Source organism: Litoreibacter meonggei (genome assembly GCF_003663885.1).
GTDB lineage: Bacteria > Pseudomonadota > Alphaproteobacteria > Rhodobacterales > Rhodobacteraceae > Litoreibacter > Litoreibacter meonggei.
Genome location: NZ_RCCE01000001.1, coordinates 611060 through 632065, shown reverse-complemented (window position 1 = coordinate 632065; position 21006 = coordinate 611060). Strand labels below are relative to the sequence as shown.

At 58.3% G+C, this 21006-nt stretch carries 26 protein-coding genes and 1 tRNA gene; 10 read left to right on the top strand and 17 right to left on the bottom strand.

What is annotated here, in order from left to right; translation table 11 throughout:
* Positions 1-58: 58 nt before the first annotated feature.
* The 3 genes from BCF46_RS03095 (at position 59) to BCF46_RS03085 (ending at position 1960) form a co-directional block, all read left to right on the top strand.
* Positions 59-943 (top strand): LysR family transcriptional regulator, encoded by an 885-nt coding sequence (locus tag BCF46_RS03095; RefSeq protein WP_211332764.1) that lies wholly within the window; start codon positions 59-61, stop codon positions 941-943.
* A gap of 81 nt (positions 944-1024) precedes the next feature.
* A complete protein-coding gene (locus BCF46_RS03090; protein ID WP_121021592.1) occupies positions 1025-1318 on the top strand; it encodes a hypothetical protein in 294 nt (97 codons plus the stop codon).
* 207 nt (positions 1319-1525) lie between these two features.
* Complete coding sequence (locus tag BCF46_RS03085) at positions 1526-1960, top strand: DUF1801 domain-containing protein (RefSeq protein WP_245989740.1); 435 nt, start codon at positions 1526-1528, stop codon at positions 1958-1960.
* A gap of 2 nt (positions 1961-1962) precedes the next feature.
* Here the strand turns inward: BCF46_RS03085 and BCF46_RS03080 are convergent, their stop codons facing one another.
* Genes BCF46_RS03080 through BCF46_RS03070 form a run of 3 tightly spaced genes read right to left on the bottom strand, consistent with a single transcriptional unit; the run spans position 1963 to position 3114 of the window.
* The gene (locus tag BCF46_RS03080; RefSeq protein ID WP_121021590.1) at positions 1963-2379 is read right to left on the bottom strand and encodes an SRPBCC family protein; all 417 of its coding nucleotides are present in this window, start codon (positions 2377-2379) and stop codon (positions 1963-1965) included.
* Positions 2372-2698, bottom strand: coding sequence for an ArsR/SmtB family transcription factor (locus tag BCF46_RS03075; protein WP_245989737.1), 327 nt, complete (start codon positions 2696-2698; stop codon positions 2372-2374). The genes BCF46_RS03080 and BCF46_RS03075 overlap by 8 nt, the downstream gene beginning before the upstream one ends.
* Entirely contained in the window at positions 2695-3114 is a 420-nt protein-coding gene (locus BCF46_RS03070; protein ID WP_170157846.1) for a cupin domain-containing protein, read from the bottom strand. The genes BCF46_RS03075 and BCF46_RS03070 overlap by 4 nt, the downstream gene beginning before the upstream one ends.
* A 115-nt stretch (positions 3115-3229) precedes the next feature.
* Between BCF46_RS03070 and BCF46_RS03065 the strand changes: the two genes are divergently transcribed.
* Positions 3230-3685 carry an MmcB family DNA repair protein gene (locus tag BCF46_RS03065; protein ID WP_121021586.1) on the top strand — a complete coding sequence of 152 codons (456 nt, stop codon included), beginning with the start codon at positions 3230-3232 and terminating at the stop codon, positions 3683-3685.
* Between the two features lie 150 nt (positions 3686-3835).
* On the opposite strand, the gene BCF46_RS03060 is transcribed toward BCF46_RS03065, so the two are convergent.
* A complete protein-coding gene (locus BCF46_RS03060; RefSeq protein WP_121021584.1) occupies positions 3836-4030 on the bottom strand; it encodes a hypothetical protein in 195 nt (64 codons plus the stop codon).
* Entirely contained in the window at positions 4027-4773 is a 747-nt protein-coding gene (locus BCF46_RS03055) for a DUF6502 family protein (RefSeq protein ID WP_121021582.1), read from the bottom strand. The genes BCF46_RS03060 and BCF46_RS03055 overlap by 4 nt, the downstream gene beginning before the upstream one ends.
* Before the next feature lie 81 nt (positions 4774-4854).
* Here BCF46_RS03055 and BCF46_RS03050 point away from each other — a divergent pair, with 81 nt between their 5' ends.
* Positions 4855-6141 (top strand): vWA domain-containing protein, encoded by a 1287-nt coding sequence (locus BCF46_RS03050; RefSeq protein WP_170157845.1) that lies wholly within the window; start codon positions 4855-4857, stop codon positions 6139-6141.
* Here BCF46_RS03050 and BCF46_RS03045 read toward each other — a convergent pair.
* Entirely contained in the window at positions 6138-6341 is a 204-nt protein-coding gene (locus BCF46_RS03045; protein ID WP_121021578.1) for a DUF6324 family protein, read from the bottom strand. The genes BCF46_RS03050 and BCF46_RS03045 overlap by 4 nt on opposite strands.
* A gap of 165 nt (positions 6342-6506) precedes the next feature.
* Here BCF46_RS03045 and BCF46_RS03040 point away from each other — a divergent pair.
* A tRNA-His gene (locus tag BCF46_RS03040) sits at positions 6507-6583 on the top strand.
* 37 nt (positions 6584-6620) lie between these two features.
* Here BCF46_RS03040 and BCF46_RS03035 read toward each other — a convergent pair.
* From BCF46_RS03035 to BCF46_RS03020, 4 genes are all read right to left on the bottom strand, one after another.
* Complete coding sequence (locus BCF46_RS03035) at positions 6621-7163, bottom strand: hypothetical protein (protein ID WP_121021576.1); 543 nt, start codon at positions 7161-7163, stop codon at positions 6621-6623.
* 67 nt (positions 7164-7230) lie between these two features.
* Positions 7231-8121 carry a hypothetical protein gene (locus BCF46_RS03030; protein WP_121021573.1) on the bottom strand — a complete coding sequence of 297 codons (891 nt, stop codon included), beginning with the start codon at positions 8119-8121 and terminating at the stop codon, positions 7231-7233.
* Entirely contained in the window at positions 8121-9602 is a 1482-nt protein-coding gene (locus BCF46_RS03025) for a DUF4123 domain-containing protein (RefSeq protein WP_121021571.1), read from the bottom strand. Before BCF46_RS03025 ends, BCF46_RS03030 begins: the two co-directional genes overlap by 1 nt.
* 121 nt (positions 9603-9723) lie before the next feature.
* Complete coding sequence (locus tag BCF46_RS03020) at positions 9724-10038, bottom strand: DUF6476 family protein (RefSeq protein ID WP_121021569.1); 315 nt, start codon at positions 10036-10038, stop codon at positions 9724-9726.
* On the opposite strand from BCF46_RS03020, the gene BCF46_RS03015 reads away from it, so the two are divergent.
* From BCF46_RS03015 to BCF46_RS03000, 4 genes are all read left to right on the top strand, one after another.
* The gene (locus BCF46_RS03015) at positions 10037-11059 is read left to right on the top strand and encodes an RluA family pseudouridine synthase (protein ID WP_121021568.1); all 1023 of its coding nucleotides are present in this window, start codon (positions 10037-10039) and stop codon (positions 11057-11059) included. The two genes, BCF46_RS03020 and BCF46_RS03015, sit on opposite strands and share 2 nt — an antisense overlap.
* Positions 11060-11238: 179 nt before the next feature.
* Positions 11239-12135, top strand: coding sequence for an RNA polymerase sigma factor RpoH (rpoH, locus tag BCF46_RS03010; RefSeq protein ID WP_121021566.1), 897 nt, complete (start codon positions 11239-11241; stop codon positions 12133-12135).
* A 109-nt stretch (positions 12136-12244) separates the two neighbouring features.
* Positions 12245-13237, top strand: a complete 993-nt coding sequence (locus BCF46_RS03005) for an ankyrin repeat domain-containing protein (protein ID WP_121021564.1) — start codon at positions 12245-12247, stop codon at positions 13235-13237.
* Positions 13238-13274: 37 nt separating this feature from the next.
* Positions 13275-14237: a Gfo/Idh/MocA family protein gene (locus tag BCF46_RS03000; RefSeq protein ID WP_121021562.1), complete on the top strand. Its 963-nt coding sequence runs from the start codon at positions 13275-13277 to the stop codon at positions 14235-14237.
* Here the strand turns inward: BCF46_RS03000 and BCF46_RS02995 are convergent.
* The 7 genes from BCF46_RS02995 to BCF46_RS02965 all read right to left on the bottom strand — a co-directional run bounded on the left by BCF46_RS02995 (position 14234) and on the right by BCF46_RS02965 (position 20991).
* On the bottom strand, positions 14234-14587 hold the full coding sequence (locus BCF46_RS02995; RefSeq protein ID WP_121021560.1) for an MmcQ/YjbR family DNA-binding protein: 354 nt from the start codon (positions 14585-14587) through the stop codon (positions 14234-14236). The genes BCF46_RS03000 and BCF46_RS02995 overlap by 4 nt on opposite strands.
* Positions 14588-14686: 99 nt before the next feature.
* Positions 14687-15568, bottom strand: a complete 882-nt coding sequence (locus BCF46_RS02990) for a VOC family protein (protein WP_121021558.1) — start codon at positions 15566-15568, stop codon at positions 14687-14689.
* Positions 15565-16293 (bottom strand): serine O-acetyltransferase, encoded by a 729-nt coding sequence (locus BCF46_RS02985; RefSeq protein ID WP_121021556.1) that lies wholly within the window; start codon positions 16291-16293, stop codon positions 15565-15567. Before BCF46_RS02985 ends, BCF46_RS02990 begins: the two co-directional genes overlap by 4 nt.
* Positions 16290-17798: an aldehyde dehydrogenase family protein gene (locus tag BCF46_RS02980; RefSeq protein WP_121021554.1), complete on the bottom strand. Its 1509-nt coding sequence runs from the start codon at positions 17796-17798 to the stop codon at positions 16290-16292. The genes BCF46_RS02985 and BCF46_RS02980 overlap by 4 nt, the downstream gene beginning before the upstream one ends.
* Positions 17791-18660 carry an NAD(P)-dependent oxidoreductase gene (locus BCF46_RS02975; protein ID WP_121021552.1) on the bottom strand — a complete coding sequence of 290 codons (870 nt, stop codon included), beginning with the start codon at positions 18658-18660 and terminating at the stop codon, positions 17791-17793. The genes BCF46_RS02980 and BCF46_RS02975 overlap by 8 nt, the downstream gene beginning before the upstream one ends.
* Before the next feature lie 213 nt (positions 18661-18873).
* Positions 18874-19515, bottom strand: coding sequence for a VPLPA-CTERM sorting domain-containing protein (locus BCF46_RS02970; RefSeq protein WP_121021550.1), 642 nt, complete (start codon positions 19513-19515; stop codon positions 18874-18876).
* A 471-nt stretch (positions 19516-19986) separates the two neighbouring features.
* Positions 19987-20991, bottom strand: a complete 1005-nt coding sequence (locus BCF46_RS02965) for a GlxA family transcriptional regulator (RefSeq protein WP_245989728.1) — start codon at positions 20989-20991, stop codon at positions 19987-19989.
* Between the last annotated feature and the right edge of the window lie 15 nt (positions 20992-21006).

Here is a 21006-nt window from a genome sequence, read left to right as displayed (position 1 = left end):
CCCATACGTCAATCATATAGAAATTGCCTAAATCTGGCGATCACCTATACACATCTGTATGAATTGGTCAGCCATATCCTTCGACTGGAATCATGTGCGGGCTTTCCTTGCGACTGTCGAGGAAGGCTCGCTCTCCGCTGCCGCCCGCGCCACGGGGCAGACGCAGCCCACGCTGGGCCGTCAGGTCGCGGCGCTGGAGGACGCCATTGGCGTGACCCTGTTCGAGCGGGCCGGACGCTCCCTCATTCTGACCAAGTCCGGCGCGCAGCTGGTCGATCACGTCCGCGCCATGGGCGAGGCAGCCAGCCGCATCTCGCTCGCCGCATCGGGCCAGTCGCAAAGTGTCGAAGGGCTGGTGCGGATCAGCGCCAGTGATGTGCTGTCGACCTATCAGCTGCCTCCGATCATAGCCCAATTGCGTGACACCGCGCCCGGGATCGAGATCGAAGTCGTCTCGTCCAACGCCATATCCGACCTTTTGCGCCGCGACGCCGATATCGCTGTGCGCCACGTCCGCCCGGAGCAGCCGGAGCTGATCGCCCGAAAACTGGCCGATAGTGACGCCTATCTATACGCGACGCCGGAGTACCTCGCGCGCGTGGGAAATCCTGCGACACTGCAAAATCTGAAAAACGCCAACTTCATCGGCTATGGCGCACCGGACGAGATGCTACCGCATTTCGTGGCGATGGGATTGCCGCTGATCCGTGCCAATATCCGGTATCATTCCCAAAGTGGTGTCGTCGGTTGGCAAATGGCGTGCCAGGGTCTTGGGGTTGGTGTCATGTCCGAGCGGGTTGCGGCCTTGTCACCCGAAGTTGTGCGCGTGCTACCCGATCAAACACCGGTGAGCTTTCCCACATGGCTTGTCAGTCACCGCGAGTTGATTACCAGCAGCCGTATCCGGCTGGTCTTTGACCATCTGGCTGCAGCGTTGAGCTAGATCCGTTAGGCTCGGCCTTTGCCCTTGCCCCCTGATCGGGTGTATAATGGTGACGAAACGCGACTCAACGGAGGACCGCTCATGCCCAAGCACATCAAACTTCTGCTACGTCACGCCCTTGGCGGTGCCTTTGCCGGTATCGCGTTCTCGGCCCTTCTGATCTGGTCGAACGTCGCGGGTCTGCGTCATCTGGTGTTGGAAACCGCCGACGGACCGCTGGCGGCGGGCATCATGACGGTGTTTTTCGTCATCACCTTCGCCTCGGTCCAGATGGGCCGCGCCATCATGGCCATGGCGGAGCCCGAGGACGATAACGACCTCACCCCGCCTAGAAATGGCGAGTTGGTTGCTGTGCGGGTGCATGATCGGGGGTAGGTGACGGAACCACCACAACCGTGGGACGCTTATTCCCGCAGACCTGTATGTACAGGTGGGCACCAGGTAACTGAACCAGGGTCCAGACAGAGCCAGCTCCCGAGGAATTGCTTAAGGCAGCTGGAATGTAGCCTCCATATTACGAGGAGGGCAGAACCGTCACCCTTGCAGATAGGCCTGCTTGGTCAGCAAAGCAAGGGGAAGCCCGTGGCAAAATCGGAAAACAAGACCAAACCGGAGCCTGTTGACCCCGCCGCCATGATTGCAGCTGTCGAGCATCCCCAACGCCGTGCGGATGCGGAGGTTTTGCTGCCGTTCTTTACCCGCATCACCGGCTGGCCCGCGCAAATGTGGGGGCCGTCGATCATCGGTTTCGGGCGCTACCACTACAAATATGACAGCGGGCGGGAGGGCGATTTCTTGATCGCCGGCTTCAGCCCCCGCAAAAGCTATATCTCCGTCTACATCCTGCCGGGCTACCGCGACCTGTCGGAGCCTCTGACGCGTCTGGGCAAGGTCAAACACGGCAAATCCTGCCTCAATATCAACAAGCTGGCCGATATTGACATGGACGTTCTGGAAGAAATGGTACGCGACGGCGTGGCCTATATGACGGCCAATTACACCACCGCCGCGCGCTAGGGTTACTCCGCGTGGGCGTCCGTGCGCATCCGTGCCAGATGCTCGTCCCAGCCCTTGTCGAGCGCCAGTGTCAGGCCGAACGCTTCGGCACCTTGCGGCAGGCCGGAATGCTCCAGAGACAGGCGCGTTCCGCCAGCGACATCTTCGAGCGTCCATTTGACGGTGCTGGTCGCGTCGCCCATTGGTGCGATGGTGAAGGTGTATTCAAGATAGTCATGCGGGCGGGCTTCGTTGACCTTGCCCCACATCAGTTTGTCGCCGCTTTCGGTGCCGAACATCGCGTAGTCTTGCCCATCGGCCAGTGCCACTTTGGGTTTATGAAACCAGATCGCCAGCTTGTCCGGCTCTGTCAGGTAGTCCCAAACTTTGGCCTTGGCTGCGCGTAGGTAGATGGATTTCTGAATAATGGTGTCAGTCATTGGAGTGGTCCTTTTCAATGGCGGTTTTCAAATCGGTGAGGCGATCGTCCCAGAATTGCTCGAAGAAGCCGAGCCAGTCGCGGACGGGGGCGAAGCCCTCGGGGTTCAGAGCGTTGATGCGTTCGCGGCCTTTGGTGCGCACGGTGATCAGGCCACCATCGCTCAGTACGGTCAGGTGCTTTTTGACAGCGGCGCGAGTCATGTCGAAATTGTTGCTGACTTGCGCGATGGTCATGTCGGCATCGGCAAGTTGGCGTAGGATTTCGCGCCGCGTCGGGTCTGCCAGCGCTTTGAAGGTGGGTTGTTGAGCGGCCATCATGGTTGGGTCACCGGTAAGAAGTCGAACTGACCGTCTTGATAGAGGAATGCCACGCAGGGAATCTCCGAGACGCAGCTGGACACGTGGGCCAAGTCTTTGGGAACTTTGTAGAATGCACCGGTTCCCAACACCGTTGCAGTTTCGGTGCTTTGATGTGGCGCATGCGTCATCATGCCTTCCACAACGATGCCATACATGTTGGCCGTCTTGACGTGCGGCGGGCTGATCAAACCAGCGGGAAGGCGCACCATGGCCATGTAAGACGTCTCAAACCGGTTCCCGTCGAGGGCGGCAAAGGCAACGCCTTCCGGGGTGGTTTGCCAGTCAAGTTGGGATGCTGGAACGTTCGTGATCTGGGGCTCGGCAAAGGCGGGTGCTGTCATTAGCAGGCCAAGTCCCAATATGGCGTAGTTCATGTTTGTCTCCAAATTGCGAAACCAAAAGGTATCATTTATATATGAAACCATTTGGTATTACGTCAAGGAATTTCTTGCTCTTGATTCTTGTTTACCTTTTGTTCACATTTCAAATATGCCCGATGATCTGACACTTCCGCTTCAACCCGGCCAGCTTCTGGCCCGCGGCGTCGCACGGCACCTGACCTCGCATGGATTCGCCTGCCTTGAGGAATTCGTGCCGGAACGCGGCAAGCGGGTCGACGTGATGGGGCTTGGCCCCAAAGGCGAGCTGTGGGTGGTGGAGTGCAAATCCTCACGCGCTGATTTCATGTCGGACAGCAAGTGGGAGGGGTATCTGGACTGGTGCGACCGATATTTCTGGGCGGTCGACGAGAACTTCCCGACCGAGCTTTTGCCCGACGGCACCGGCCTGATCATCGCGGATGCCTATGACGCCGAGATCATCCGCATGAGCCCCGAAGACAAGCTGGCGGCGGCGCGGCGCAAGGTGATCATCCAAAAATTCGGGCGGGTCGCAGCGCTGCGGCTGAACCTGTTGCGCGATCCGGATTTGGGGCGCTTTTCCTAATCAAATCAAGATCCGCGGTAATTTGATTTAATTAAATTAACTCTTTGAAAACAGGTGTAAAAGCGTTCGGTGCTTTGGTCTGTTCTCATTCACAAAAAGAGTTAACACGCAACGGCTGGAGGTAACCCATGGGTTACCCTGTCGTGGCTCTCAATCGACCGCGCATCCTGTGCCACCGATGCCGTCATCCTCGCCCGGAACGCAGTCTTCGATCTTGGCTTTAGGCGCCCCAGCTTCGGCGGCCATTGGCTCTGCCATCACCGGCTCAACAACGACGACCTCGTCTTGGGGCATCGCACAGCCCGCCAAAGCCAGTGCCAAAGCCGCCGCTGCAATCCGCCTCATGTCACGTCCTCGTGGTAGAAATATCCGCCTGCGCGGAACCTGACGGCCAATTTGGAGGTGGGTGCGTCGGAAGGCAAGGCCTTCATCGCGGCGGCCTCTTTGTTGATTTGTTCCAGCAATGCCATCTGGCCCTCGCGGAACTGTTGTTCCAAGGTCGCGATCTGCGCGGGTGACAGCGCCGCATAGTGCACCGCGCGCTCGTAGAATGGGGCTGCGTCGGAGGTGATATTTGTGGTGGCCGCGCTCAGGTGATCGCCCATGTTGCGGGCGAGATAGGCCATTTGATCCTCGGATCCGGCCAGTGGTTGATAGGATGTTTCCAGCAAGGTGACCGTTTCCCCCTCCACCAAAACGGTGCCAGCGGCCAGCAACGTATCCAGCATCGTGCGCGGGTGGACGTCGCGGCGGACCTCCCATGCCAGTGCCTCGAAGGACGGCGCGGGGCCGCTTTTGGGCAGGGGTTTGCCTGCGTAGTCGTCTTCCGTCTGCCACAGCGAGACGAGGCGCGACAGGTGCGTCAGGCGCGGCTCGTTCGGGTGGAAGTCGCGCAGCCGCGCCACGTCGCGGCGCTGCAATCCGGTCATTACAGACAGGCGGCTGTCGGTGGGTTTGCCGTCGCAAGTTTTCCGCGCGGCTTCGACGTAATGCGCCTTCAGCCGCTCCGCCAGATCGGGGAAGGGCACGCCAAGCGCCACCATCAGGCGGGCGAAGGGGGCGAGGAGGGCATCGAGTACATCCAGCATATGCGCAATATGCACATTTTTCTTGACGGGAGCAAGCGGATTTGAAATATGTGCAAAATACACATTAAATGGAGCACCCCCATGACCAAGATATTTTCAGCCCCCCGTGCGGCCCTTTTGGCCGCAACATTTCTAGCCGCCTGTGATGCGCCGAGCAGTTATTCGGGTGATGTTTTAGAAGAGCCGATTGTCGTCGTGGAAGCCGCTCCAAGCGCGAAGGTTAGCACAACGATTGCCCCACGACCGCTACCGGTTCCTGTGCCGTCCCATCAGGGTGCTGCGCGGCGGGGTGTGATCACGGCGGGCGACATCGACGACGCGCTGAACCTGGCGGCCTTTGCCCGCTATCAAGCGAAGTCCCGCAAGGACTTGAAGCTGCCGATGGCAAATCTGGCGACGCCGGTATTGGCGCAGCTGCGCGGGGCGGATGGCAAAGCGGCCCCCGGCGTGCGGGTCACCTTGCGCAAACCCGGTGCGGCGGAGCCGTTTTATTCGGGCTATTCCGGCGTGGACGGGATGATCTCGGTCTTTCCGGCGAGCCTTGGGGCGGGGCGTCTGCGCGAGGTGGAGCTGCGCGCGATCCCTGACGGGCAGGGCGCGCCGATGGTGCAACAGCTGAGGACAGGGCAACGCGCGCAGGTGCAACTTCCGTTTAACGGGGAGTGGGCGCCGGACTTTCTGGATTTGGCATTCGTTGTCGACACGACCGGGTCCATGGCGGACGAATTGGCGTGGCTGACCAAAGAGTTGAAGGGCCTCGTGCGTCAGGCCAAACGGGCGGCTCCGGGTGTGGATATCCGCTATGGATTGGTGGTCTACCGCGATGACGGGGATGCCTATGTAGTGAAGAATTACGGGTTCACCAAGAAGCAATCGCAGATGCAGGGCTGGCTGCGCGCGCAGTCTGCGGGCGGCGGCGGCGACTATCCCGAAGCGGCGGCACGGGCTTTGGCGTCGGCTGCTGGCATGCAGTGGCGCAGTGGCAAGGGCGAGCGGTTGATGATCCATGTGGCCGACGCGCCGGAGCATGACCACCGTGCAAAGGCGTATCTGCAAGCGGCCCGTAATGCTGCGGCGAAGGGCGTGCAGGTGTTCGGGCTGGGGGCCAGTGGGGTCGGGCCGGAGGCGGAATATCTGATGCGTCAAGCGGCGGTGCAGACCGGCGGGCGGTATATGTTCCTGACCGACGACAGTGGCGTCGGCTACGGCCATATGGAGCCTACGGTGTCGTGCTACCGCGTCACCGCGCTGTCTGATCTGGTGAGCCGCGTGCTGCGCTCGGAGCTATCCGGAAAGCGCATCGAGGCCGCCCCGTCCAAGGTGGTGCGCACGGTGGGCAGCTACCGCAACGGTGTTTGCGTGAACTAACGCTTCTTGCCTTTTGAAGTCATCGCGCGGGCGCCCTGAGCGGCCGCGCGGATTTCCTCGGCGATTTCCTCGGCCTCTTCGGGATCAAAGTCGAACGGCAGCTCGATACCGTCCGCCTCGACATAGATGCGCACCATGCCGTCGGTGGTCGGACCGATTTGCAGGTTGCCCGCAATTTCGCTTTCGCTGTTGATACCCATTGGACCCTCTTTGCCTTGGCTGGGTCTTGAGGTATCCCTGATGCGGCTGTGAGGCAAGGGGGCAGGACAGGGTCGAGCAAGAGTCCGAACTTTCACTTTAAGCGGAATTAATCGCCATAGCGGTCTTGCAATCGTGCGCCCCTATGGGTAAATCCCACGAAGTGTGCCGCCTTAGCTCAGTTGGTTAGAGCACTGGTTTGTGGAACCAGGGGTCCCCCGTTCAAGCCGGGGAGGCGGTACCATCCTCCCACTTCATAACCGCACACCGACCAAGCTGCGTTATTGGGCTGCGGGTACCTGAACCATCTCCACGACCCCCTTGAGGTTTTGCTCAAAGGCAACAAAACCTGTTCCCGAGTTCAAGGTTGCAGCGAACAGGGCTTCCACACCGAAGACGCGCCGCATCCTGGCCGCATCTGGCAAGGGCGAGCCGTCAATCCGCGCGCCCTTCAGCATGTCAGCCACCAAGACATTCATATAATTTTCAATCGGCCGGCTGTCCCAAGCGCCGCCGGGCGCAATTTCAACCTGAACTGTCGCGATATCCTCGGGTTCTGGACCCGGGCTCAACTCGATCATGGAGGCCGGCTGGTCTGCATCCCAAATCTTCGCAATAAAAAGAGCGTCAGGATCAGCGGCGACCAATTGCACTGCGTTTGCCCCTGTATTGACGATACGCACATGCAGAGCGGCACTGCTCAGGTTTGTGGTCTGGCCACTGCTCTCAAGACAAAGTTCCTTTGCGATCCAGAGCTCAATCTGCAAAGCGCCTTTCTTGACCACTTGGTTTTGGGTCGGGGTGATATCACAAGGTGAAGTCATTTGAGCCTCCTCGGCAGGCATGCAGGACGTGGACAGAAGCGCCAATGCAAATGCGCTCAGGATGGGTTTAAACAATTGTGACAGTGGACGGTGCCCCCTCTGCGGCCAATATTTTCTTAACCTCGATCGCGACCCAAAAGAACAAGTTCATCGGGTAAGTCGTATTTCCATCTCGTCCCATAACCGACGGGTTGTCGAAAAGGTATTTTGTCGGGCGTCGTGGGCTAACGCGTCGTGGGGTCAGCGGGAACGTGACATTAGCCTGCGGTGGTGCGCCAATATAGGTCGTCGTAGGAGAAACGCTTGGAGGAGTTATAGTTGGCGCACCCGGCGTCGTCGGTGGGGGGACGATAGGAACGCCTAAAATCTCAGCATATTCATCGGGTAAACCAAAGGTATGTCCCACTTCATGCGTCATTGTCCAACTCACGCTTCCAGAGCCGTTTAGGAAGATCGTCATACGCACCCCGCCCGATACAAATGTGGGCCGAGGAGGGGGGGTACTTCCATCCACCGTGACAGCCACATCGCCACCGCTGGCCACGATTGAAGACCGGAAAACCATGGTCAGTTCTTGCGGGTCGCACCCGGGTTGCTCGATCTTTACCTTGTATGCGGAAGCGCCGCTTGTCCAGTTGGACATAGCCGATGCAATGGCACTGGTCGCAGTCGCCTTAGCTGCTGTGTCGGTTAATGCTGTCCCCAAATTCGCTGTCGAGAGATCAAATGACTTGGTGAGCGTCACCGTACCATCAGTAGCTGTGCGGACGATGTCAATCTCGCACTTGTTCACAATCGACGGCATCGGATAGTCCGTAGTGGTGAAGTAGGTGCCGTTGCCGTTTTGGCTAATGGTATCGCTGGCAGGACAAGCGCAACAAAGACCCGTACCACCTGTTGTGCCTCCGGGGGGGCTGCCTGGTACTTCGCCGGGGTCGTCGGCGTTACATCCACACATCAGGCTGCTCCTTTCTGGAAGTCAGCGAGCATCTTGCGGCCACGTTTCATGGCGTAGTCCCCAATCTCGGGGAGCGCGGCCTCCAATGTGTCATGCTCCGCTGCGATCTCGATGGCCCATGGGAAAAGCGGATCCGAGAAGAAGCCGTGGCCCATCATGTAGGACAAGAGCAGCGAGATGCCGCGCGCCGCTGGGCTAAGGATATGGCGTTGATCACAATCTAACTCGACGCGGCTCAGGAAAACGTCGAGCCGTGTGCGATCCTCGTCACCCAAATGGCGTGTACCTGATGCGATCAATCGACGGGCGGCGTTGGGGGTAAAACCTTGCCAGCCGCCGCGTTTTTGCAGATGTGCCTCCATGCGGCCGAAAAGCACGGCCCATCCGGCATAGGTTTGGCGGGCGTTGCCGTAGAGGGCCGTAAAGGTCTTTGGAAACTGCTTTTTCAGGTTGGGCTGGCGGCCCTGCGCGTCCTCGACCAGAATGCGGGAGATGTCCGGCATACGGCCGGATTTGTGAAACCAACCGCCAAAATAGGTCATCATGTTGATCAGGTAGACGTATTCTTCCTTGAAGGTGAATTTGTAAGCGTCGCCCTCACGCAACCCGTGATCCACCAGCGCGTAAAGCTGTTCATCAGAGAAGGGTTTGAACCGCGGCTCATCCATACGCAGCAGCCATTCGGCCAGTTCTTGGCGGAAACGGGGTCGGCGGGCGGAGGTGAATATCTGTGCGTCGCGGGCTTGGAAAACAAAGGCATGTGGCCGCGTTTGTGGCATGTTGGCGGGATCCGGGGCGAAGATATGGGCGGTATTCGCAATGGACGAAACCGCGATGATCCGGTCCACCAAAATGCCGTCAGGCAGCCTGTAGAACTGCACCATGCGATCGGGCCAAGCACGGATTGCGTTGAAGTAGAGCGCGGCCTGCTCAGGCTCGTAGAAGCGGAAATACTGCCATTCGGCACGGTCACCTTCGGGCACGCCGTCCATACGCACCTTGGTGAACTTGCGAAAATGGGCGTGCAGGGCTGTTAGCGGCGCGGTCGAGCGCAGATAAATGCCCGCGTCCTTGGCCCAATGTGTCCACGGGCTGGGCGGGTCGGTGAGCGTGAACAGGCTGCGGGTAAAGGTGTCGTCGTCCTCAAGGGCGACAATCCACGGGGCGACGTGACCCAACTCTTCTAATGCGTCGCCGGTAAAAAGGCACTGATGCTCCAACTCTGTGCTTGCCAAAATCTCCGGCAGGTTTGGAATTTTCGCAGCGTCCAGAATGGCAAAGGTCGCTGGTGAGCCCTGACCTATCGGACCGAACAATTGCGCACGCAGTGCGTCAGGGACCGACTTGCGTTGAGTTGTGTCTGTCTGTGCGTCGAGCGGTGCCAAGTCCGAAATTACATCAACCGTGCCCGTTTGATCTACGTTGGCGGTACGGTCCGCGGAGGCATCGCTGGCGGCGGAGAGCTGCCAGATATCTTCCATGTCAAAACCCGAGTATTCAATTCAATGCGTAAAATGCCCCTCAAGCATGCGCCTCGGAGTTCGGTCTGGCAATCATTTGATCTGCCTTGTTTTCAAGGGTTTGGAGCAATGAACGGTTTATTCACGGGCGTGAATTAACGGAAATTTCCTGTGTTAGCTCCCCGCTGTCGCGGTTGAAGATGAGAATTTTATCATCGTCAGTCACCACTGCGTACCAGTTCGGGGTCTGCGTGAAGGCGGTCGCGCGGGTGCCGTCGGGCAGGGTGAGATAATCGGGCAAAGCAAGCTGTGGTGTTGCACCGTTCAAGCGGATGACAACCAGTGTAATCATCACTACAAGGCCCACAATCATCGTTGCGGTCAGGGTTGTTACCAGCCGTCGCAGAAACTTCAGGTTGGCGGGCTCTTCCGCCGGAAATTCGGGATCACTGTCCATGTCGCCTCAAACTATCGCGGTCGAGATCACTGACGCCCCGCCTGCGCGTCTTGATAAGGCATTGGCCTTGTTTGCACCAGTGGAGGCGCAGCTCAGCCGATCGCGCTTGGTCAAACTGATCGAGCAGGGGGCTGTGTCCTTGGATGGAACCGTGGTGACGGAGCCGAAGACCAAGTCCCAACAAGGTCAGGTGTGGATGGTGACCATTGGGGAGGCGGTGGATTATGACACGGTGGCCGAAGATATTCCACTTGATGTGATCTTTGAGGATGACGCGCTGATCGTGGTGAACAAGCCGGCGGGGATGGTGGTGCATCCGGCCCCCGGATCGCCCAATGGTACGCTGGTGAACGCGCTTTTGCATCACTGCGCCAACAGCCTGTCTGGGATCGGTGGGGAGAAGCGTCCGGGCATTGTGCATCGCATCGACAAGGAAACGTCCGGCCTGCTGGTAGTTGCAAAGACCGATATCGCGCATCAGGGGCTGGCCAAGCAGTTCGAGAAGCACACGGTGGAGCGGCGCTATAACGCGCTGGTGTATGGCGTGCCCGAAGCCTCTGACCCGCGGATCAACGGGCTACCGGGGGTGGCGTTCGAGCAGGGGAACATCCTGCGGGTGATTGCCAACCTTGCGCGCCATAAAACCGACCGTCAGCGTCAGGCTGTGGTCAAAAACGCGGGCCGCCATGCGATCACCCGCGCGCGGGTGCTGGAGCGGTTCGGCACGCCTGCGGTAGTGTCCTTGCTGGAATGCTGGCTGGAAACGGGGCGCACGCATCAGATCAGGGTACATATGGCCCATGTGGGGCATTCACTTGTGGGTGATCCGGTCTATGGCGGGCGGCGGAAGCTGGCCAAAAATGCCCTGCCGGAAGCGGCGCAAGAGGCCATTCGGGCGTTCCCACGTCAGGCGCTTCATGCCGCTACACTTGGGTTTTCACACCCCGTTTCGCACGAAATGTTGCGGTTTGAAGCGCCTTTGCCGCCCGATTTTCACGCGCTTTTGAAGGAATTGGGCTGATTCACTGACATTTATGTGAATACTCGTAACATACCCCTTTTGGAACCAAACCCGAGTTCCTACATTAAATCATAAGTAACCCGCACAGCGTATGTGCGCACCAAAAGCTTGAGCAGGGCGAAACCTGCTCGTATATTCGATATCCGAATAGGCAAACCTTTTAAGGGGGGCACGAAGAAATGGCGAATTATACTGGTTTACCAGCTCCGAGCCCGGAGCAAGGCCTGAACCGCTACATGCAAGAAATCCGCAAGTTTCCATTTCTGGAACCTGAGGAGGAATACATGCTGGCCAAGCGTTGGGTCGAAGACGAAGACACCGATGCTGCGCATCAATTGGTGACGTCTCACCTGCGCCTCGCAGCCAAGATCGCCATGGGCTATCGCGGCTATGGACTGCCAGTGGCCGAAGTGATTTCCGAGGCCAATGTGGGCCTGATGCAAGCCGTAAAGAAGTTTGACCCCGAAAAGGGCTTCCGCCTCGCGACCTACGCGATGTGGTGGATTCGCGCATCCATTCAGGAATATGTTCTGCGGTCGTGGTCGATGGTTAAACTTGGCACCACCAGCGGGCAAAAGAAGCTGTTCTTCAACCTGCGCAAGGCCAAGAACCGCATCGGCGCGCTGGAAGAGGGCGATTTGCGCCCTGAAAACGTGGCCCGCATCGCCAACGACCTGAACGTCACCGAGAAAGAAGTAATCTCGATGAACCGGCGCATGTCGGGCGGGGATGCATCGCTGAACGCTGTGGTCTCGGCCGATGGCGAGGGTGCTACGCAATGGCAGGACTGGCTGGAGGACGAGGACGCTGATCAAGCTGGCGACTATGAGGCCAAGGACGAGTTGGAAACACGTCGTGAATTGTTGGCGGAGGCGATGGAAGTCCTGAACGACCGCGAAAAAGACATCCTTGTGCAGCGCCGGCTGCAAGACAAGCCGATCACCCTTGAGGAACTTTCGGGGCAATATGACGTCTCGCGCGAGCGTATCCGTCAAATCGAGGTTCGCGCCTTCGAGAAACTGCAAGAGCGCATGCGCGCGCTGGCTGATGAAAAAGGCCTGCTTGAAAGCGCCTAATTTTTGCCAAACTGAAATGCCAGAAGGGGCCGTGCAACGCGCGGCCCTTTTTTATTGACCGCCGTGGAGGGGCTATGAGCCAAAGCCTGACGGAACGGAAGGAGCGTAAATGATGTTTTCGCGCGCGGCGCCTGTGGTGCTGTTTACTGTGTTTTGCCTAAGTGTGGCAGGGGCTTACGTAACCGAAGGAGCCCGACCTCTCACCCGTCCGGGAAGCATGAGCGATGCGCAGTTAAAGGCGCTCGATACCTATTACACCGAAATGAAACTGGCCCTTCAGGTGGGCGACACTGCCCGTTTTGAGGAACTGATTGAGCTACAAATCCAAGACATGCAGAACGGAAGCACGAGTTTGGTGCAGCCCGATATGCTGCCTTCACCGTATGGTGAATTGCGCGAGCTTTTGTTCGACGGCAGCGTTACCTCTACCAAGGCGCTTCTTGCGCGCCACCCTGACCTTGAATTGAATAGCCCACAGGGACGCTACGGTGCGGTGCCGCTGATTTGGGCGATGGGGCATGTGGAGTTCATGCCGGAACTGGTTAAGCTGTTGCTTGAACACGGTGCCGACCCCAATTTCCAAACCTCGCAGGGCTACACATTGCTGCACGCTGCCGCGTCACCGTTCAACTATTACGGGCGCGAGCAGGATATGGACGAAGTGCTGGATATGGTGCCGCCGGAACTGGTCTCTTTGCCCAATCGCATGGGGCTGACGCCTCTACATCTGGCCTTGATCAATTCGCAATCGGCACAGGTCGACGGGTTGCTTGCCCACGGGGCAGACCCAAACATGCCGCCACCGTCACATGTGCCGTTGGATTTCTTGCCGGGGCAACCACCATTGATGATTGCTGGCGGGAATGTCGGGATGGTTCAGGCATTGTTGGGGGCAGGGGCTGATCCGACCGCAACGGATTTGAGAGGGCGCAGGATACTTGATGTTGTCAGCGAGGGAGCTGCGGCGTCCGAGCGTGACTTGCAAGACCGCCTTAGCACAAGCGCCGCCGAAGAGAGTGACCGAGCATACGCCGCCGACTACGCGCGAGCGCGTGACATGATCCGCGCGGCCGTGGACGGGCGCTTGGCGCGCGGCAATTAACGTCCTAGTCTTTGGCGAACCCGCCAAGGAGACGACCATGACCAAACCGCTAAACTGGGGCATCCTCGGGGCTGCCAAATTCGCCTATGAGCATATGGGGCCTGCCATTCACGCAGCCCGAGGGGCGCGGTTGGTGGCTTTGGCGAGAGGGTCGGACGATAAGTTCGCTGCGTTTTCTGACAAGTTTGGCGATCTACGCCATCATGCCAGCTATGATGCGCTTTTGGCAGATGGCGGCATCGATGCGGTCTATATCCCACTGCCCAACAGCTTGCATGTCGAATGGGGGCTGAAGGCGCTGGCGGCGGGGAAACATGTGCTGATCGAGAAGCCGGTGGCGATGAAGGCGAGCGAGATCAATGCCTTGATCGAAGCGCGGGATCTCACCGGACTGATGGCGACCGAGGCGTATATGATCGTTCACCACCCGCAGTGGCAAAGGGCAAAAGCGCTTCTGGCGGAAGGCGCGGTGGGGACGTTGCGGCACGTGTCCTGTGCGTTTTCCTTTGACAATCAAGACCCGAATAACATCCGCAACAAGTCCGATATGGGTGGCGGGACGTTGCCGGATATCGGGGTCTACGCGCTCGGATGTGCGCGGTTTGCGACCGGGGCGGAGTTTGAAGACGTCACCGCCCAGATTGAATGGGAGCATGGGGTCGATACGTTTTCGCGGGTTCAGGCACGGATTTCGGGGGCGGAGTATAGTGGCTATGTTTCGACAAGATTGCATGCGTTTCAGGAGGTTAGATTCCATGGCGACGCAGGAGTGATGCGGCTGAGTGCGCCGTTCAACCCCAACGTATATGGCATGGCCCAGATTGAGTTGCAGCAGGGCGGGGAAACTCGATTTGAGCGCTTTCCAGCGGCAAATCACTACGTAAATCAAGTCGAAGCGTTTTGTGCGACAGCGCGGGACGGGGCCGCGTACCCGTGGTCGCTGGAGGACGCCAAAGGCACGCAGGCCGCGATTGATGCAGTCTATGCCGCCGCGGGTTAAATGCCCAATTCTGTTCGATTTTTCTTGGTAAGCTTGGCTGCAACCATGTCGTAGGAGGCGCGGATATGCGCCTCAAGCTCGGCGTCGGACAAACCGGGGGCTTCGTAGTGTTGTATCCACTTCATGCCGCGTGAGGCCAGGTAGGGGGCGGGGCGCAAGCCGGGCATTTCGGGAAGAACTTCCCAGGCAATATCTGAGACCTTGAAGGTGAACGCGTCCACGCCATCAGCCCAACCACCAACCGCGAAGAGCTTGGGGCCGACCTTCCAGACGTCGGAATTGCCCCATTGCACCACATGATTGGTGGCGGGCAGGGAGGCGCAGAAGGCATTGAATTCGTCTCGGGTCATGGGCTGAGGCTCGATCAGTTTGTATGACTTATACGGCTTCTAAAGAATATTAGACAGTTTGAACAAAGAGGAACACCAATGGAAACGCGACGACGCGCCTTAGGGGGCTAGGAACCGCAGGAGTGTATTTGCCGTCAACGCAGCCTCGCGCAGAGCGAAGCCTTGTTCAATGGATTGGTATTCAAGATCTGCAGCCTTGAGGTATGTCGCCATCACGATCGAGTTGTTCATGGTCAGGTCCATTCCGGCGATGCAGGGCAGTTCTTCGTGGCGTAGATCATTTGGAAGCGGGCCGATAAGGCGCTCAAAGGCGACGGGGGACAGGACTCGAAGGATGCCGTTCGCGGTCTGATATTGAAACCAACCGTCGCGCTCTGTGTAGCCGCCATACAGTCCACCCAAGCGCGTTTTCAAGTCGGTGTGGAAGCTCTCATGGGCAAGTATGTTCACGCCACAAATACCACTGACCTTGTTCGGGTGTTCCAGCCATTCGGGAACATAGATCAGGTCCGGGCGATGTTGTTGGCACAAGAAGAATGACAGGCGTGGAAATTGTGCATCCGGCAGCAGCGCCAGCGTGGTTTTTGTGCGTCCCGCCGTCCCGTCGGGAAGGGTCACATCACGCCCGAATTCCAAGTGTCCGGCGACGGTGAAACCTGCGGCCTCTGCCATTTGCGCATCAGCAAGCGAATTGGTGCTGTGCAGGGCAGATAAGGCGACGCCTTCGCGTTGTTGCAGATGATCATGAACGTGACGCCCGAAGCGGAACTCACCTGCAGGAACTTCATCGAGACGCGTATCGTCATAGATGCCCATGATCTCGATCAGGCAGCCGTCGAACATGGCGAGGCTGGTGCTTGTTCCCCACGGGTGCTTGCCTATGGGGGTCATGTTGAAACCGAGCGATATCAGCCTAGCGCGCAAGCCATCGATGTCGTGAGTTGCCAAAAGCGGATGGTCGATCCCGAATGACGCGTTCATGGGGACGGCTTTCCACTGTTCACAAAGCTGACTTGAGCGGTGCCGCGCTCTGTGGCCTTGGCGCCAACAACAAGCGCGTTTTGTGGGACATCTCGAATGACAATTGCACCTGCCGCGATGTTGGCATGTGCGCCGATATTGATGCCGCCCAAAAGAATGGCCCCCGCGCCGATGACAGCACCCGTTTCTACATGTGGATGCCTACGCGGCCCGCTATCGTTCAGTGTGCTGCCAAGGGTGACGTTGTGCCAGATGGAGACATCTTCTTCGATGATCGCGGTTTCACCCACAACCAAACCCAAGCCGTGATCGAGCCAGAGGCCGGCACCAATCTGTGCTGCCGGGTGAATGTCGGTCGACAGGGCCCGCCCGAAGGCGGCCTTCAACGCCAAGGACAGGTCGGGATCGCCGTCGCTCCACAGTTTGTGGGCGACACGGTGACCCATGATCGCCTGCGCCCCGCGTGAGAATAAGAAAGTCGCGGGAGACCCTCCTGGCTCGAAGTTTCTACGTGCGGTTTCGGCAATGTCGTAAGCCGTGATCTCTACAAGGGCGTTGTCGCGGTAGGCGTTGGTAACGGTCCGGCCAATGGCGGGGCTGTTGGTCAGACTGGCGAGCAAGGACCCTGCCAGTTCGGGAAAATCCGTAAACGGCTCTAGATTAAGGATCGCAGCCAGCTCGGGTGAGGCGTTGAGCAGAGTGTGGACGTCTTCAACGAGCTTCATGACACATAGCCGAATGCGATGCGCGGCGTGGGGGCGCTGTCGAGCCAGACGCTTTTCGCGGACGTGTATTCCATCAGACCGTCGGTGCCGCTTGACCGCCCGAAGCCGGAATTTAATGAGCCGCCGAAGGGTGAGGAGACGTGGATCGCCTTGTAGCTGTTGATCCAGAACGTGCCAGCGCGCACGGCCTCGGCCACGCGATGGGCGCGACCAACGTCGGATGTCCACACGGCACCGGCCAAACCGAACGAGGTGTCATTGGCGAGGGCTATGGCGTCGGCCTCGTCTTCAAAGGGGATGGCGGTGACGACCGGGCCAAAAATCTCCTCCCGCGCAGGCGTTGATGTGTTCGAGAGACCGCGCAGGACGGTTGGGGCAACGAAGTACCCGCTATTGTGTTTTTCCGTGCGTGACAGGACAGATGCGCCTTCGCCTTCGGCCTGCGAGATCATGCTGGTGACATGGGCGAATTGGCGGGCATTGCTGATCGGGCCGATTTCGTTGCGCTCGTCCAGCGGATCGCCGAGGGAGATGCTGTTCATGCCGGTAGACAGCAGTGAGACGAATTTCTCATAGACCGATTTTTGGACCAGCAGACGTGATCCCGCCACGCAGCTTTGCCCCGCGCCGGAAAAGATCGCCGCCTGCGCGCCAAGGCAGGCATGCTCCAGATTGGCGTCATCAAACACGATGTTGGCTGACTTTCCGCCCAACTCTAGCACTACCGGTTTCAGGGCAGAGGCGGCAGCAATCGCCACGCGACGGCCCGTCTCGGGCGAGCCGACAAAGACCACCTTACGGATAGCAGGATGTTCAATCGCGGCTTGGCCAGAAGTTGGGCCAAGGCCGCACAGCACATTCACGAGGCCACGTGGCAGTCCGGCCGCTTCGGCTAATTTTATAAGGGCAACGGTGGTGATCGGGGTCAACTCGCTGGGTTTGATCACCACGCCATTTCCGGTGGCGATGGCGGGCGCGATTTGCCAGCCTGCAGTGAAGACTGGGGCATTCCAAGGGGTGATCTGGAATACGACCCCAAGGGGTTCGCGTAGGGTATAGTTGAGGTGGCCAGACGGCACGGGTATGACCTCGCCATGCAGCTTGTCGGCCCAGCCCGCGTAGTAGGCAAACATCTCGGCCACCTTGGCGACCTCGATGCGGCAGTCGCGGATCGGTTTGCCTGCGACGATTGCCTCGATGGTGGCAAGCGGCTCGACATTGGCGAGGACGGCGCGGGAGATGTCTTGCATTACCTGACCACGCGCGGCGGGGGAAATGCCCTTGGCCCACGCGGGTTGGGCGGATTGCGCGGCATCGCAGGCCTTATTCGCCAGTGCGGTGTCTGCGTCAGGGTACGTGAACAACTCTTCTTCCGTGAACGGGTCGATCAAGGTCACGGCGGCTCCGGCACCGTCTACAAGCTCACCGTTAATGATGCTTTGTGGCTGTTGGCCCAATCCAAGGGTGGCCATTGCTTCCAATAGTCTTTGCTTGCGATCAGACATCGTTGCCCACCTTCTGCCCGTGTTTGACGATCTCGTTAAAATCCGCGCTGTCTGAGATGGCGCTGGATGCGTTTAGCCAAATATCAGCGATGCCAGCGAAGCCGTCCAGCGCCACGTTTGATGTCTTTGCCAGATCAAGTGAAAGCCCGACATCTTTGCGCATCAGGCCCATAGTGAAGCCTGAATCATACGTATCGTTCAGTATCCATTTGGGAAAATTAACCTCGCTCACGCCGCTACGGCCCGAACCCGCGTTGATCCCTTCCAGCAAGTCCTCGGGGCGCACACCCGCGGCCTTGCCCAAGCGGATTGCCTCGCCGACCAAGACCAAGTTGGCGGCGCAGAGCATGTTGTTGGCTATTTTGGCGGCGTGACCCGCGCCGGACCCGCCGACGATCACGGTTTTGGAGGTGAGGATGTCGAGCAAAGGACGCAATCGTGCGATGGCCTCATCCATGCCGCCCAAGAGCATGGTCATGGTTCCGGCGTGTGCGGCGGCGGGACCGCCGCTGACGGGGCCATCGACGAAGGAAAAGCCCTGTGCCTCGCCAAGCTTGGCCATAGCTTGCGACGTCGTAGGCTCGGATGTGGAGGTGTCCAGAATGATGGAGCCAGACTGAATGTCGGGCAGCATGTCACGCATGACTGCGTCCACAACTTCTGCTTTTGGAAGGGATAGAATTATCATTTCAGTAGCTTGCGCCAACGCAGATGGCGTGGGCGCGGTTTTTGCGCCAAGGGCGCTCATCTTGTCACGGATGTCTGGATTGGGGTCGTGGCAGGTGAGTTGGCAGCCGTTGGACAGCAGTTGCGTTGCCATCCCGCCACCCATGTTCCCGCATCCAATAAGACCGATATGCATGGCTGCATCCCCTTCCGTTCCAATGAGTCGCGGGAACCATGCACCAAATTAGGCGGGCGAGGAATGGGGGTGTTAGCGGGCAACCCTGCGCTCGCCACGACTGCAGCGCATGTGAACCGGGCGAACAGACCAGAGCTGTCTCGGTTGTCTTGACAGAAACGAAAAACGCCCCGCTATCAGCGGGGCGTTGATCAGAAAACTAAGCGAAGGTCTTTAGCTACGACGCTTGCGTGTCAATGCCAGGGCACCGACACCTACAAGCAGCAACGGCAGGCCAGCTGGCAGCGGAACGGCAGGTACCGGTGCGCCAGAAACCAAATCCTGCGATGTGCTGGATTCATAGAACGACAACTTGTAAGAGCCTGCGTCGGTGCCAAGATTGCTCAACCAGTTTTGAGCAAGGGACGTGACTGCGGTGTTATCACCGGCGCGGAAATCACCAGATCCGACGTCGTAGGACGAACCGGTCTCATACACGATTTCCCAGACTGCGACTTGGAAGGCTGCGGAGTTTACAGCGTTGTCAGTGGCGATCGAGCGGTTGTTCGAGAACAGACGGTTCAAGTCAGCTTCTTCGCTGTCGGACACCTGAGCCGGACGCGTTTGATCGTAGACTGCCGAGCCAATTGTGTCGAACAGGTCAATGCACCAAGCCACAAAGCTGTTGGTGCCGTCGGACATGTTGAAACCACCGGCGCGCAGATTGTTGAAGCTTCTCGGGGAATACAAATCTACCGTCTCTGCCGGATTAACCGAAAGACCACTGTAGGTCAGAGTGACGGGGGAGGCATAGGCTGCGCCGGATAGGATCGACGCTGATGCGGCTGCTGCCGCGAAGATATTCTTACGTTTCATTTCTAGCACCAATTAAAACTTAACATTAATGCTTTTTTTAGCAGTTCGGCTGGGGCAGTTCCAGCATATTCCCGCTGATTGTTGCATGACGAAGCGTCACCCATGGTGCGTATAGCCTGTAGTGAATTGATTTAAATGTATTATATGCTGGATAGTGAGGGCGGAAACAGACTGTATCCATGCTCTTACCCGTGCAAATTAGGATCGTTTTGGCCTTCTCTCCGGTCATGGTGAACCGCATTTGTGCAGGGGTGTATAAGCCAATACAGCAAAGGCATGAAGCCGGAGGGATCGGGGGTTTTCTAGGTTCGTACGTCTATTTTGGAGGCTTGGGTGGCGTGAACGGAAATTGGGGTCCGCGCGCATGTCCTCCTGCTCAGTTGTCACGCGTACCAACGTCTGACGAGCGAATGTTGCACCGGAATCCACGATGTATTCGGGATCAATAGCCTGCCTTTGCCCGACTGGTTTCTAATCAATTCTAAAACTCTGCCTGTAGTCGGACGGCGATACGCGCAGCAAGCGCATGAAGGCGCGGCGCATGCGTTCTTCGTCATTGAACCCACATCGGGCCGCAATTTGCTTTATACTCAGGTCAGTTGTTTCTAGCAGACCTTGCGCCACTTCCGCTCGGATCGCCTCGACCGCCTTTGCTGGTGTCAAACCCATTTGACCTGAATAGAGTCTGGAAAAATTACGCGCGCTCATATTCATCTGCGCGGCGAGGGTTTCAACTGAAAGGGTCTTTTGCAGGTTGTCTGATATCCAATGATGAAGGTGGTCAAACCGCCCCGTTGCATCTGACAACTGGCGTTGCAAAATGGGGCTGAACTGGGACTGCCCGCCAGAACGCACCATATTCGTGACCATCGAGCGCGCAATTTTTAGCGCGGCAGTGCGCCCTAGATCTTCTGCTACAATCGCCAGTGACATATCCATGCCGGCCGTTATGCCCGCAGAGGTCCACACATGGCCGTCCTTTAGGTAAATAGGGTCAATTTCGACATGAACGCTTGGAAATTCGGTTGCGAGCGCCTTGCAATCTTCCCAGTGCGTAACGGCCCTGCGCCCGTCCAGAATTCCGGCTGCTGCCAAAATCAAGGCGCCCGAGCAGACCGAGCACACCCGCTGTGCCCCAGCCGCAAGCGCCGTCACCTCTTGCAAGAATGCGCCGTCGCGCATGGCGCTGTACGCACCATCGCCGCCGACAATCACAACCGTATGGATTTGACGGTTCATGTAGCGGGACATCGCTTCGCTGGGAATCGGAACCACGGTGTTGGTCTGCACCATGCCGCCGTTGAGCGACGTGACTGCGCAGCTATATCCATGTGCGTTGGTTTTTTGGTCGATCGCATGGCTGAAAACCTGAAGAGGCCCGACGAGATCAAGAAGAACAATATCTCGGTACACCACGAACACCACCAATTTGGGTTCATCAACTGTTTCTTTGTGTTTGGCTGTAAATGAGGCCATGCTGGCATTCATGCC

Excerpts from the sequence above, each read along its gene's own strand:
- BCF46_RS03095 (WP_211332764.1), top strand. The coding sequence starts at position 59 with ATGAATTGGTCAGCCATATCCTTCGACTGGAATCATGTGCGGGCTTTC.
- BCF46_RS03090 (WP_121021592.1), top strand. The coding sequence starts at position 1,025 with ATGCCCAAGCACATCAAACTTCTGCTACGTCACGCCCTTGGCGGTGCC.
- BCF46_RS03080 (WP_121021590.1), bottom strand. The coding sequence starts at position 2,379 with ATGACTGACACCATTATTCAGAAATCCATCTACCTACGCGCAGCCAAG.
- BCF46_RS03075 (WP_245989737.1), bottom strand. The coding sequence starts at position 2,698 with ATGATGGCCGCTCAACAACCCACCTTCAAAGCGCTGGCAGACCCGACG.
- BCF46_RS03070 (WP_170157846.1), bottom strand. The coding sequence starts at position 3,114 with ATGAACTACGCCATATTGGGACTTGGCCTGCTAATGACAGCACCCGCC.
- BCF46_RS03065 (WP_121021586.1), top strand. The coding sequence starts at position 3,230 with ATGCCCGATGATCTGACACTTCCGCTTCAACCCGGCCAGCTTCTGGCC.
- BCF46_RS03060 (WP_121021584.1), bottom strand. The coding sequence starts at position 4,030 with ATGAGGCGGATTGCAGCGGCGGCTTTGGCACTGGCTTTGGCGGGCTGT.
- BCF46_RS03055 (WP_121021582.1), bottom strand. The coding sequence starts at position 4,773 with ATGCTGGATGTACTCGATGCCCTCCTCGCCCCCTTCGCCCGCCTGATG.
- BCF46_RS03050 (WP_170157845.1), top strand. The coding sequence starts at position 4,855 with ATGACCAAGATATTTTCAGCCCCCCGTGCGGCCCTTTTGGCCGCAACA.
- BCF46_RS03045 (WP_121021578.1), bottom strand. The coding sequence starts at position 6,341 with ATGGGTATCAACAGCGAAAGCGAAATTGCGGGCAACCTGCAAATCGGT.
- BCF46_RS03035 (WP_121021576.1), bottom strand. The coding sequence starts at position 7,163 with ATGACTTCACCTTGTGATATCACCCCGACCCAAAACCAAGTGGTCAAG.
- BCF46_RS03030 (WP_121021573.1), bottom strand. The coding sequence starts at position 8,121 with ATGTGTGGATGTAACGCCGACGACCCCGGCGAAGTACCAGGCAGCCCC.
- BCF46_RS03025 (WP_121021571.1), bottom strand. The coding sequence starts at position 9,602 with ATGGAAGATATCTGGCAGCTCTCCGCCGCCAGCGATGCCTCCGCGGAC.
- BCF46_RS03015 (WP_121021568.1), top strand. The coding sequence starts at position 10,037 with ATGTCGCCTCAAACTATCGCGGTCGAGATCACTGACGCCCCGCCTGCG.
- BCF46_RS03020 (WP_121021569.1), bottom strand. The coding sequence starts at position 10,038 with ATGGACAGTGATCCCGAATTTCCGGCGGAAGAGCCCGCCAACCTGAAG.
- rpoH (WP_121021566.1), top strand. The coding sequence starts at position 11,239 with ATGGCGAATTATACTGGTTTACCAGCTCCGAGCCCGGAGCAAGGCCTG.
- BCF46_RS03005 (WP_121021564.1), top strand. The coding sequence starts at position 12,245 with ATGATGTTTTCGCGCGCGGCGCCTGTGGTGCTGTTTACTGTGTTTTGC.
- BCF46_RS03000 (WP_121021562.1), top strand. The coding sequence starts at position 13,275 with ATGACCAAACCGCTAAACTGGGGCATCCTCGGGGCTGCCAAATTCGCC.
- BCF46_RS02995 (WP_121021560.1), bottom strand. The coding sequence starts at position 14,587 with ATGACCCGAGACGAATTCAATGCCTTCTGCGCCTCCCTGCCCGCCACC.
- BCF46_RS02990 (WP_121021558.1), bottom strand. The coding sequence starts at position 15,568 with ATGAACGCGTCATTCGGGATCGACCATCCGCTTTTGGCAACTCACGAC.
- BCF46_RS02985 (WP_121021556.1), bottom strand. The coding sequence starts at position 16,293 with ATGAAGCTCGTTGAAGACGTCCACACTCTGCTCAACGCCTCACCCGAG.
- BCF46_RS02980 (WP_121021554.1), bottom strand. The coding sequence starts at position 17,798 with ATGTCTGATCGCAAGCAAAGACTATTGGAAGCAATGGCCACCCTTGGA.
- BCF46_RS02975 (WP_121021552.1), bottom strand. The coding sequence starts at position 18,660 with ATGCATATCGGTCTTATTGGATGCGGGAACATGGGTGGCGGGATGGCA.
- BCF46_RS02970 (WP_121021550.1), bottom strand. The coding sequence starts at position 19,515 with ATGAAACGTAAGAATATCTTCGCGGCAGCAGCCGCATCAGCGTCGATC.
- BCF46_RS02965 (WP_245989728.1), bottom strand. The coding sequence starts at position 20,991 with ATGGCCTCATTTACAGCCAAACACAAAGAAACAGTTGATGAACCCAAA.